8 protein-coding genes are annotated in these 12,086 nt (G+C 71.3%); 5 read left to right on the forward strand and 3 right to left on the reverse strand.

Features of this window, described 5'->3' with window-relative positions; all coding sequences use genetic code 11:
* Positions 1–168: 168 nt before the first annotated feature.
* Complete coding sequence (locus ACOBQB_RS15865) at positions 169–2,517, forward strand: chitinase C-terminal domain-containing protein (protein WP_423592395.1); 2,349 nt, start codon at positions 169–171, stop codon at positions 2,515–2,517.
* 46 nt (positions 2,518–2,563) lie between these two features.
* Here ACOBQB_RS15865 and ACOBQB_RS15870 read toward each other — a convergent pair whose 3' ends face one another.
* Entirely contained in the window at positions 2,564–3,724 is a 1,161-nt protein-coding gene (locus tag ACOBQB_RS15870) for an ROK family transcriptional regulator (protein WP_423592397.1), read from the reverse strand.
* A 127-nt stretch (positions 3,725–3,851) separates the two neighbouring features.
* Here ACOBQB_RS15870 and ACOBQB_RS15875 point away from each other — a divergent pair, with 127 nt between their 5' ends.
* From ACOBQB_RS15875 to ACOBQB_RS15890, 4 genes are all read left to right on the forward strand, one after another.
* Positions 3,852–5,084 (forward strand): MFS transporter, encoded by a 1,233-nt coding sequence (locus ACOBQB_RS15875; RefSeq protein ID WP_423592399.1) that lies wholly within the window; start codon positions 3,852–3,854, stop codon positions 5,082–5,084.
* A 106-nt stretch (positions 5,085–5,190) separates the two neighbouring features.
* Positions 5,191–6,609, forward strand: a complete 1,419-nt coding sequence (locus tag ACOBQB_RS15880) for a uracil-xanthine permease family protein (RefSeq protein ID WP_423592401.1) — start codon at positions 5,191–5,193, stop codon at positions 6,607–6,609.
* Between the two features lie 282 nt (positions 6,610–6,891).
* Positions 6,892–8,106: a Cmx/CmrA family chloramphenicol efflux MFS transporter gene (locus ACOBQB_RS15885; protein WP_423592403.1), complete on the forward strand. Its 1,215-nt coding sequence runs from the start codon at positions 6,892–6,894 to the stop codon at positions 8,104–8,106.
* Positions 8,107–8,217: 111 nt separating this feature from the next.
* Positions 8,218–8,922: a DUF5995 family protein gene (locus ACOBQB_RS15890; protein WP_423592405.1), complete on the forward strand. Its 705-nt coding sequence runs from the start codon at positions 8,218–8,220 to the stop codon at positions 8,920–8,922.
* A gap of 597 nt (positions 8,923–9,519) precedes the next feature.
* Here the strand turns inward: ACOBQB_RS15890 and ACOBQB_RS15895 are convergent.
* Both ACOBQB_RS15895 and ACOBQB_RS15900 read right to left on the reverse strand, forming a co-directional pair.
* Positions 9,520–11,229 (reverse strand): flavin monoamine oxidase family protein, encoded by a 1,710-nt coding sequence (locus tag ACOBQB_RS15895; protein ID WP_423592407.1) that lies wholly within the window; start codon positions 11,227–11,229, stop codon positions 9,520–9,522.
* Between the two features lie 49 nt (positions 11,230–11,278).
* Entirely contained in the window at positions 11,279–12,076 is a 798-nt protein-coding gene (locus tag ACOBQB_RS15900; RefSeq protein WP_423592409.1) for a carbon-nitrogen hydrolase family protein, read from the reverse strand.
* Positions 12,077–12,086 lie beyond the last annotated feature (10 nt).

The raw sequence follows: 12,086 nt of genomic DNA on the forward strand, positions 1-12,086 counted from the left end.
CGACGGTCACGCGAGCGATCGGCTGTGGGCCGGCTCACAGCATCACCGTTCAATCTTCTCTTCAACCAGTTTGGTCCAGACCTATTGACCGACTGGTCTAGTCCTCTTAATCTCTGCGTCACCTCAGAGGAGCCCGTCCGTGTTCCGCACCGTCCCCAGGAGGCCCGCATGCCGCCCCACAACCGCGCGAGACCCGCCCTGTTCGCGACCGGCGCCGCGCTCGCCGGAATGCTGCTCGGCATGGTCTCCGGCAGCGTCTCGCACGCCGCCGACGACGCGTCCGCCGACCACTCGTCCTGCCGCCCCGACGGCCTCCACAAGACGCCCGGCGTCGACGTTCCCTACTGTTCCGTCTACGACAGCGACGGCCGCGAGAAGATGGGCGCCGACCACCAGCGGCGCGTCATCGGCTACTTCACGGGCTGGCGCACCGGCAAGAACGGTGAGCCCGCCTACCTCGCCCCCGACATCCCCTGGGACAAGGTCACCCACATCAACTACGCCTTCGCGCACGTCGGCAAGGACAACAAGGTCTCCGTCGGCTCCGACGGCGAGAAGAACGCCGCGACCGGCATGACGTGGCCGGGTGTCGCGGGCGCCGAGATGGATCCCGCGCTGCCCTACAAGGGCCACTTCAACCTCCTCAGCAAGTTCAAGAAGCAGCACCCGGACGTCAAGACGCTGATATCCGTGGGCGGCTGGGCCGAGACGGGCGGCTACTTCGACGACGACGGCAAGCGGGTCGGCTCCGGCGGCTTCTACTCGATGGCGACCAACGCCGACGGCTCGGTGAACCAGGCCGGCATCGACACCTTCGCCGACTCAGCGGTCACCTTCATAAAGAAGTACGGCTTCAACGGCGTCGACATCGACTACGAGTACCCGACGTCGATGAAGGACGCGGGCCACCCGGCGGACTTCCCGATCTCCAACGCCCGGCGCGGCGGACTGGTCAAGGGCTACGCGGCCCTGATGAAGACCCTGCGCGAGAAGCTGGACAGGGCGGGCGCGGCCGACGGCAAGCACTACATGCTGACCGTGGCGGCCCCCTCGTCCGGCTACCTGCTGCGCGGCATGGAGACCTTCCAGGTCCAGAAGTACCTGGACTACGTCAACATCATGTCGTACGACCTGCACGGCGCCTGGAACGAGTACGTCGGCCCCAACGCCTCCCTCTTCGACGACGGCAAGGACGCCGAGCTGGCGGCCGCGGGTGTCTATGGCAGCCAGCAGTACGGCGGCATCGGCTATCTGAACACCGACTGGGCGTACCACTACTTCCGCGGCTCGATGCCCGCCGGGCGCATCAACATCGGCCTTCCGTACTACACGCGCGGCCACAAGAACGTGCAGGGCGGCACCGACGGGCTGTGGGGCAAGGCCGCCGCGAGCAGCTGCCCGGCCGGTTCGGGGCTGACCAAGTGCGGTGACGGCGCGGTCGGCATCGACAACCTCTGGCACGACAAGGACGACAACGGCAAGGAGTCCCCGGCGGGCTCCAACCCGATGTGGCACGCCAAGAACCTGGAGAAGGGGATCGTCGGCGACTACGTCACCAAGTACGGCTTCGCGGCGGGCACCAAGCTGACCGGCACCTACGCCCGCAAGTACAGCTCCTCGCTGGTCGCGCCGTGGCTGTGGAACGCGGACAAGAAGGTCTTCCTGTCGACGGAGGACGAGGAGTCGGTGGCGAAGAAGGCCGACTACGTGATCGACCGGGGCATCGGCGGGACGATGGTCTGGGAGATGGCGGGCGACTACGACTGGAACGCCGCCAAGGGCCAGTACGAGATGGGCGACACGCTCACCTCCTTGATGCACGACAAGTTCAAGACCGCCAAGCCATACGGCGCGAAGGTCGCGAACAGGGAGATGCCCACCAAGGCCGTGGACATCGGTGTGGAGTTCGGGGACTTCAAGCTCGGCGACTCCAACTACCCGATCACGCCCAAGGTGAAGATCACCAACAACACGAAGACGGCGCTGCCGGGTGGCACGGAGTTCCAGTTCGACTACTCCACCTCGGCGCCGGGCAACGCCTCCGACCAGTCCGGATTCGGTACGAAGGTGATCAGCAGCGACCACACGGGCAGCAACGTCGGCGGTCTGAAGGGCGACTTCCACCGGGTCTCGCTGAAGCTTCCGGCCTGGCAGTCGCTGGCACCCGGCGCGTCCGTGGACCTCTCCTTCAACTACTACCTGCCGGTGTCCACCCCGTGGAACTGGACGGTGAACATCAGCGGCACGACGTACGCGCTCGCCGGTGACCTGGCGCGCGGCACCACGGTCGTCGAGCCGGGCACGGGCACCGGACCGACGGACCCGCCCGGGCCGACCGACCCGCCCACGCCGCCCGGTACGTGCACGGCTCCCGCGTGGAGTTCCTCGGCCGAGTACGGCTCCGGAACGGCCGTCTCCCACAAGTCCCGCACCTACAAGGCCAAGTGGTGGACGAAGGGCGACGAGCCGGGCGCCGGTGGCGAGTGGGGCGTCTGGCAGGACCTGGGGGCCTGCTGATCCCCGCCTGACCGCGCGGTCCGCCGCGTCGGCCCGCCGCCTCGCCTCAACGGCCGGGCGGCGGGCCGAACAGTTCGTCCCGGGCCGCGTCCTGCGCGGCCAGGAGCGCGCCGCGCGATACCGCGGAGCCGCCCAGCACTCCGGCGCGGACCTCCGTGGGCAGCGGTGACATGGTGGTGACACGGTCCTCGACGCGGGCGGCGAGCGCGGCGCCGCCCGCGCGGCCCACCTCGCCGCCGAGTACGACGCACCCGGGGTCGAGGATCGCGGCCATCGCGGCGGCGCCGATGGCCACGCGGTCGGCGACGGCGTCCAGGAAGGCGTCCTCGCGCGCCTGAACCGCGTGCCGCACCACGTCGGCGGCGGACATGCCGGGCCGCACGAGCCCGTGCTCCGCGCCGAGCGCAAGGAGCGCGGCGGCGCAGGCCAGCGAGTGGAAACCGCCCTCGCAGCCGGTGGCGGACGGCAGTCCACCCGTGCCCGGCACCGGCAGGAAGCCGATCTCTCCGGTGCCGCCCGAGGCGCCCCTGCGCAGCGCCCCGTCGAGCACGACGGCCGCGCCCACGCCTTCACCGAGCCAGAGCAGCACGAAGGTGTCCCGGTCGTGGGCGGCACCGTCCCGCTGTTCGGCGCGGGCCGCGAGGTTGGTCTCGTTCTCCACCAGGACACGCGCGCCGAGCCGCTCCTGGAGGGCGCCGACGAGAGCGCGGTGCCAGGCGGGCAGCGAGGTCGTGTCGTGCAGGTCGCCGGTGGCCGGGTCGATGAGGCCGGGCGCGCCGATGCCGACGGTGTGCAGCCGCCGGGCGCCGCCCTCGCGCGCGGCGCTCTCGACGAGGGTGAGGGCGCTCTCCACCGCGGTGGCGGTGTCGCCGCCGATGGGCGCGGAGGCCTCGGCGAGCACCGCGCCGAGCAGGTCGGTCACGACGACGGAGACGCTGTCGGTGCGTACGTCGAGCGCGGCGAGGTGGGCCCGGTCGGCGACGATTCCGTACAGCCGGGCGTTCGGGCCGCGGCGCTGGGCACCCGCCTCACCGACGACGGTGATGAGCCCGGACCCCTGGAGGCGTTCGACGAGGTCGGCCACGGAGGGCCGGGACAGGCCGGTGAGCTGCTTCAGCTGGTTCGCGGTGAGGGGCCCTTCGCTCTGCAGGAGGCCCAGCGCGAGCCGGTCGTTGATGGCCCGGGCGGTACTGGGTGAGGCAGGCATGCCGGGGATCCTTCCACAGGAACTTCGGGAGCTTCTATTTATCAGGCAGGGTTCCTGATAGTTTACGCCCCGTATCGGGGCACACCTGCGCCGTGACGGAAGCCACCTTCGGGAGGGGCGGGACGCGATGAGTGAAGCGGTCGGCGAAGCGGTCGGCGAAGCGGTCTACGACGAGGCCCGGTTGCGGCGCGCGCGGATCGCCGTGGCCGCCGTCTTCTGTGTGCACGGCGCGGTCACCGGCTCCTTCGCGACCCGCGTGCCGTGGATCCAGGAGCACTCCTCGGTCGGCGCGGGCATGCTCGGCCTCGCACTCGCCTTCCCCGCGATCGGCGCCTCCCTGGCGATGCCGCTCGCGAGCCGCATCAGCCACCGCTTCGGCGCCCGCAACGCGCTGCGCGGACTCCTCGCGATGTGGACGCTCTCCCTGCTCCTGCCCTCGCTCGCGCCGAACCTGCTCACGCTCTGTCTGGCGCTCTTCGTGTACGGCGCGACGTCCGGCATGTCGGACGTGGCGATGAACGCCCTCGGCGTCGAGACCGAGAACCGTATGCGGAAGTCGATCATGTCGGGCCTGCACGGCATGTGGAGCGTCGGCGCCCTGATCGGCTCCGCGGCCGGCACCGTCGCCGCCCATCTCGGCTCGGACGCCAGGCTCCACCACGCGCTGGCCGCCGCGGCCCTGACCGCGCTCGGCCTCGCCGCCTGCCAGGGCGTACTCGACCTCCAGGCGACGCCCGAGCAAGAGGCGCCCCCGCGGTTCTCGCTGCCGCCCAGGTCGGCGCTGCTGATCGGCGCGGTCGGCTTCTGCGCGGTGTTCGCGGAGGGCGCGAGCCTCGACTGGTCGGCGGTCTATCTGCGGGATGTCCTGGACTCGTCGGCCGGTGTCGCCGCCGCGTCCACCACCGGCTTCACGCTCACCATGGCTGTGGCACGGCTGGCGGGCGACGCGGTGGTGAACCGGTTCGGCGCGGTGCGCACGGTGCGGGTCGGCGGGGTACTCGCGGCGCTCGGCGGGCTGCTGGTGGTCCTCGCCTCCCACCCGCTCATGGCCATGGGCGGCTTCGCGCTCCTGGGTCTTGGCATCGCGGTGGTGGTGCCGCTGGCGTTCGCCGCGGCGGGGCGCAGCGGGCCGAACCCCAGCCAGGCCATCGCGGGCGTCGCCACCATCACGTACACCTCGGGCCTGATCGCGCCCTCGGCGATCGGGACGCTGGCGGACGCGACCAGCCTGGTGACCTCGTTCGGCCTGGTGACGCTGCTCGCGTTCGGTCTCGCGGTCTTCGCGGGGGTGCTGCGGACGGACGGCCGCAAGCCGGCGCGGCCCCGGAGCCCGCAGCCGACCGAAGGGAAGTCGCGCTGACGCGGACCGAAGCCGTACTGATGTCGCATTAACATGGCGTCGATCATTTCGGGCCACGCGCAGTCGACATCCGGCCCGGCTCAGCGCACAGAAAGCGACACTCACCATGGATCTCGGCGTGCGCTGGAAACTGCACGGCGACGGCCGCACCCCCGCCCCCGGCGCGGTCGTACGGCCCGACGAGCGGCTCTCGTGGCCGCGCACCTTCGGGCTCGGTGCACAGCACGTGGTGGCCATGTTCGGCGCATCCTTCGTGGCGCCCGTTTTGATGGGTCTTGACCCGAATCTGGCCATCATGATGTCGGGTGTCGCGACCGCCATCTTCCTGCTCGCCACGCGCGGCCGGGTCCCCAGCTACCTGGGCTGCTCGCTCTCCTTCGTCGGGGTCGCCGCGGTCATCCGCGCCCAGGGCGGCTCCAGCGCGACGGTGACCGGCGCGGTCTTCGTGGTCGGCGCCGCGCTGTTCCTGGTGGGGCTCGCGGTGCAGAAGTTCGGGGCGCGGGTCATCCACGCCGCGATGCCGCCGATCGTGACCGGCGCGGTCGTCATGTTGATCGGCTTCAATCTGGCGCCGGTCACCGCGTCGACGTACTGGCCGCAGGACCAGTGGACTGCGCTGCTGGTGATGCTGTTCACCGGATTGGCCGTGGTGTGTCTGCGCGGTTTCTGGTCACGCATCGCGATCTTCCTCGGCCTCCTCTTCGGCTACGGCATCTCCTGGGTCTTCGACCAGGTCTTCGGCAGGATCCACTCGGCGGACGGCTCGGGCAAGGTTGTCGACCACTGGCGCCTGGACCTGTCCGCCGTCGGCAAGGCCGACTGGATCGGGCTGCCCACCTTCCACGCGCCGAGCTTCCAGTGGTCGGCGATCCTCGTGGCGCTGCCCGTCGTCATCGCGCTGGTCGCGGAGAACGCGGGTCACGTCAAGGCCGTCGGCGAGATGACCGGTGACGACCTCGACGACAAGCTCGGCACGGCGATCTCGGCCGACGGCGCCGCGTCCATGCTCTCCACCGCGGTCGGCGGCCCGCCCAACACGACGTACTCCGAGAACATCGGCGTGATGGCGGCGACCCGCGTCTACTCCACGGCCGCGTACTGGGCGGCGGCCTGCTTCGCGCTGCTCTTCGGTCTCTGCCCCAAGTTCGGCGCGGTCGTCGCGGCGATCCCGGGCGGTGTGCTCGGCGGCATCACCGTCATCCTCTACGGCATGATCGGCCTGCTCGGCGCGCAGATCTGGATCAACGCCAAGGTGGACCTGCGCAACCCGCTGAACCTGGTCCCCGCCGCGGCGGGCATCATCATCGGCGTCGGCGGCGTCTCGCTGAAGTTCACCGACAATTTCGAGCTGAGCGGCATCGCGCTCGGCACGATCGTCGTCATCACCGGCTATCACGTGCTGCGCGCGTTCGCCCCGCCGCACCTCAAGACCCAGGACCCGCTGCTGGACGCGGGCATGTCGACGTACGACGAGAAGAGCGAGACCCGGGACGGGAGCGAGGGCGGGAGCGAGAGCGCCCGGTAATCCGGTGGACGGGGTGCGCACCGGCTGACTACCGTGCGCACCATGTCCAGCCCCGAGTCCGACAGACTCCCGCCACCGGTCGTCCGGTGGCTTCCCGCGCCGTCGCACTGACGCCCCCGCCGCCTTCGCGCGACCGTCACGTGCGCCTTCTTCGCGACCAGCACGTGCGCTATCCGCGCGACCGTCATGTGCCGCGTTCCGCGCGCTCGCGCAGCCACCGGATCACCGCTCCCGTGTCCTGATCGTTTCGTTCGGTCCACACCGTGGTTGCGGAGTTTCGCTGTGCCCTTTGCCATCTACCTGCTCGGACTTGCCGTCTTCGCGCAAGGCACCTCCGAGTTCATGCTGTCCGGCCTGGTGCCGGACATCGCCCGGGACCTGGATGTCTCCATCCCGTCCGCGGGCCATCTCACCTCGGCCTTCGCCGTGGGAATGGTCGTCGGCGCGCCGCTGATGGCCCTGCTGAGCCGTCGTTTCTCGCGGCGGCGCGCGCTGTTGGCCTTCCTGGGCGCCTTCCTGCTGGTCCACGTCGTCGGTGCGCTCACCACGAGCTTCGCGGTGCTGCTCGCGACGCGCGTGGCCGGCGCCCTCGCCAACGCCGGTTTCCTCGCGGTCGCCCTGGTGACGGCCACGAGCATCGTCGAGCCGAACGCCAAGGGGCGCGCCACCTCGGTGCTGCTCGGCGGTGTGACGGTCGCCTGTGTCGCGGGGGTGCCCGCGGGGGCGGTGCTCGGCGAGGTGTGGGGCTGGCGTTCGGCCTTCTGGGCCGTGGCCCTGCTCTCCGTGCCCGCCGTCCTCGCGATCGGGCGGGCCGTGCCGGCCGGGACCGCCGGGGCGCCGGACGCCACCGCGCCGAGCGCCGTCGGCGAGCTGCGCGCGCTGCGCGGTCCGCGGCTCGTGATCACGCTGCTGCTCGGCGCGCTGGTGAACGGTGCGACGTTCTGTACGTTCACCTATCTGGCGCCGCTGGTCACCAAGGTGACCGGGCTCGGCTCGGGCTGGGTGCCGGTGGTGCTCGCCCTCTTCGGCATCGGTTCGTTCATCGGTGTCAGCCTGGGCGGGCGGGTCGCCGATGTGCGGCCCGTGCCGCTTCTGGTGGGCGGTTCACTCGCGTTGCTCGCCGGCTGGGTGCTGCTCGCGGTGACCGCCGCGTCCGCGGTGGCGGTACTCGTCCTGGTCCTCGTCCAGGGCGCGTTGGCGTTCGGCGTCGGCTCCACGCTCATCTCCCAGGCCCTGTACGCGGCGACGGGCGCCCCCACCCTGGCCGGCGGCTTCGCCACGGCCGCGTTCAACGTGGGCGGCGCGATCGGCCCCTGGTGCGGCGGCCTGGCGATCTTCGCGGGGCTCGGCTACCGCTCACCGCTGTGGGTGAGCGCGCTGCTCGTGACGGCGGCGCTGGTCATCGGAGGCGCGGCACTCGGCCTTTCTCGGCGCGGGCGCCCGGTGCCGGCGCGGTGGCGCGGTCACGTAGCGACTCGTCGGCGTAGGAGGCGGTGACGGCGGCGGCTCAGGTCGAACCGGGCGGGCGGTCATCCCCGCGTCCCTCGTTTCGGGGATGCGGCCGGTGCGGTGGCCCTCCGGCCGGGCCGGGGCTGCGACGCTGCCCCCATGGCGCAGTTGGAGCGGTTCGCAGAGTCCAGGGCCCCGGAGCGCGGGGTCGACGGCGTGGTGGCGCGGATGCGGGCGCTCGGCGACGACCTGCCGCCGGGCGACGGGGTGGCCGTCTTCAACCGGGTCTATCTCTCGGTCACCGAGGAGCTCGGCCGCCACCTCGGCCTCGGCGTCTTCCCGGACACCCGGGCGGCGACCACGCTGGGCGTCCGGTTCGCCGAGCGCTATCTGACGGCCGTCGACGCGGCGGCCGAAGAGCGCCGGCCGCCCGCCTGCTGGCGCCCGCTGTTCCAGTACCGGCACCATCCCGGCGTACGTCCCCTGCAGTTCGCCCTCGCGGGCATCAACGCGCACATCGGACACGATCTGGCGCTCGCCCTCGTCGACGCCTGCCGTACGCTCGGCTGCGAACCCACCGATCTGGAGGACGAGTTCGACCGCGTCGGCGACATCCTCGTCTCCCTGGAGGAGCGCATCCGCGAAGAGCTGATGCCCGGCCCGGACCTCCTCCAGATCGGCGATCCGCTGACGCATCTGGCCGGTTCCTGGAGCCTGGAGCGGGCCCGCGACGGCGCGTGGGGGGCGGCCCGGGCCCTGTGGGCCCTCCGCGAACTGCCGGGCGTCGCCCGGGAGTTCGCGGAGCGGCTCGACGGGGCGGTGGGACTGGTGGGCCGCATCCTGCTGACGCCGCTGCCGGACTGACCGGACTCCGCCGCTCCCCTCCGACCCAGCCGTCCGGCCCCTTCGGGCGACGTCGCTGTACGTTGCAACGACGGCCCCGACGCGGACTGAGCCTCCCGCAGGGCAGGCGGTACGACATCGGACGCGACGTCCCGGCGGCAGCCAGGGCCGCGACGACATCGGCTACGCGAGTGGGTCTTCGGACGCAACCTGTACCCCGACCACCCCACGACGCAGGGCTGTACGGCATCCCGGGCCGGGCCTGGCCCCCCACTACCGCTCGGTCGCCGACCCGCTGATCACCCTGACGCCGGCCGCCGCCGCCACGGAGCGGGCCCGGCTCGGCACCAGCGTCCTGGTCGCCCCGCTGCACGTGCCCTTCCAACTCGCCCGCAGCACCCGCACGGTGTACGACGGCCCGGACCGCGCCCCGTTCCGCGGCAACGTCCAGCAGCCCGTCGAGGCTCCAGGGCCTCGCCGCCCAGGTGTACGAGGAGGCGCGGTCGGCCGGGTCCAGGGCAGGCGCCTCGCAGGGGCGCGGCCCTAGGGGCGCGGGGAACCGCGCGACCAGCCACAACGGCCCGGCGGATTCCCACGCGCCCCGGAGGAACGGTGCCGTCAGTCCTCGGGCAGCTCGACGGGCGCGATCTCGTCGTACACGTCCCCGGGCCCGGGGTTGGTGGCGTCCGTGGACCCGCCGAAGTGGTGCATCACGCCCCACACCGCGTTCAGCGCGGTCTGGATCGCGCCCTCGGCCCAGCCGGCCGTCCAGGAGATGTCGTCGCCCGCGAGGAAGATGCCGCGCTTGTCCTCGGGCAGGCGGTCCTGCATGAAGTGGGTGAACAGGCGCCGCTGGTAGCGGTAGTGGCCCGGCAGGTTGGCCTTGAAGGCGCCCATGAAGTAGGGCTCGTTCTCCCAGGAGACGGTCACCGGGTTGCCGATGATGTGCTTCCTGATGTCGACCTTCGGGTAGATCTCGCCGAGCGACTTGAGCATGACCTCCATGCGCTCGTTCGCCGACAGGGGCAGCCACTTCAGGCTGTCGTCGCACCAGGTGTACGAGAGGCAGATGACGGCGGGCTTGTCCGGCCCGTCGTCGAGCAGGTAGGTGCCGCGCGTCATGCGGTCGGTGAGCGTCATCGACATGACGTCACGGCCGGTCGGGTTTCCCCTGTCGTCGACGGCCTTGTCCAGCCAGAACGGCCGGTCCACCGGCACGAAGAGCTTCGAGCTCTCCATGTAGTGGGTGCGCTCCATCGCCGTCCAGTGGTCGATGGGGAAGAGCGAGTCGTCGCACTCGATCTTGGAGAGCAGCATCCACGACTGGGCGGTGAAGATCGCCGCCTGGTAGGTGCGGATGTCGCCGGAGGCGTCGGTGACGGTGACGCGGTTCCCGGCGGTCCGGTTGAGGCGGGTCACGGCGGGCTTGGGCTCGCCGCCCTCGTGCAGCGACTTCAGGGACGTACCCGGCTCCCAGTGCACGATCTTCTGCGGCTCACGGTCCCACAGGCGCAGTGGCAGCTGCTGGCTGCCGCCGACGATGCCGCGGTGGTGGTCGTCGGCCTCGGTGTAGACGACGCGCAGGATCTCCAGGATGGAGTTCGGGAAGTCGGTGTCCCAGCCGCCGGTGCCGAAGCCGACCTGGCCGAAGATCTCGCGGTGCCGGAAGGACTTGAAGGCCTCGGAGTCGCAGAGGAAGCCGTAGAAGGTCTGGTTGTCGAGCTTCTCGACGAGCTTGGCCCAGATCTCGCGGATCTTCGGCACGTCGCGCTCGCGCAGGGCGCGGTTCATGTCGGAGAAGTCCGCGCCCTCTTCGAGGCAGTCGGCCCACGCCTTCGCCACGTCGCGGTAGACCTGCGGCAGGTCGGCGACGGTCTCGGCGTAGTGCGACTCGCCCTTGAGGTCCACCACCGTCGAGGGGGTCGACTCGGCGAGCGGGTTGGGGAACGGGCTGGTCTTCAGGCCCACCAGGTCGATGTAGTGCTGGAGCGCCGTCGAGGACGGCGGGAAGCGCATCGCGCCCATCTCGGCGGTGAGCGAGGGGTCGCAGCCCTCGAAGCCGACGGTGCGCAGCCGGCCGCCGATCTGGTCGGCCTCGTACACGACGGGCTTGAGGCCCATCTTCATCAGTTCGTACGCGGCCACGATGCCGGACAGGCCGCCGCCGATGACGGCGACCTCGGTGCCGTGCTCGGTCGCGGGTATCTGGCCCAGGCCCGCGGGGTGCGCGAGGTAGTCGTCGTACGCGTAGGGGAAGTCCGGGCCGAACATGGTGATCGGCGGCTGGGCGTCGGTGTGCTGGATGGCGGTGGGCACCGTGGACGTCATGGGGTACGGACTCCTTGCACGGAACTGAAAAGGCAGGTGGGGGGCAGGCTCAGACGAGGGACGCGTACAGGCCGGGGCGGCGGTCGCGCAGGTAGGGGTTGTTCGCGCGGGAGGCGCTCAGAAACTCCGGGTCGACGTCACCGAAGACCAGTTCCTCGCCGCGGCCCGCGCGGGCGCGCGCCACGCCGTCGGGTCCGGCCAGCGTGGAGAGGCCGACGAACTCGAACTCCCCCTCCGGGCCGACCCGGTTGACGTACGCGACGTACATCTGGTTCTCGAAGGCGCGCACCGGCACGACGGACTCGGCCACGAACTGGAAGGGGTGCATCTGCGCGGTGGGGACGATCAGGAGGTCGGTGCCGGCGAGGGCGTGCGCGCGGACGTTCTCCGGGAACTCCACGTCGTAGCAGATCATGAGGCCGACGCGGACGCCGCCCAGCTCGGCCTGGACGACGGACTGTTCGCCCGGCGTGAAGGAGTCGCGCTCGAAGCAGCCGAAGAGGTGGGTCTTGCGGTAGTTCGCGAGGCGGGTCCCGTCCGGGCCGATCAACTGCACGGAGTTGAAGACGGCCTCGCCCGCACGCTCGGCGTAGCCGTAGGCGACGCCGATCTGATGGCGGACGGCGATCTCGGCGATGGCCTTCGCGGACGCCCCGTCGGCGGGCTCGGCCAGGCGGGCGATGTCGTCGCCGATCGCGTAGCCGGTGAGGAAGAGCTCGGGAGCCGCCAGCAGCCCGGCCCCCGCGGCGGCCGCGCGCCCCGCCGCCTCGTCGAGCGCCCTGAGGTTCTCGGTGACGGATCCGAGCTGCCCGGAACTCTGGAGCAGGGCGGTGCGCAGCGCAGGCATGGCTGATCCT

Source organism: Streptomyces sp. G5(2025) (genome assembly GCF_049542075.1).
In the GTDB taxonomy this organism is placed as follows: Bacteria; Actinomycetota; Actinomycetes; order Streptomycetales; family Streptomycetaceae; genus Streptomyces.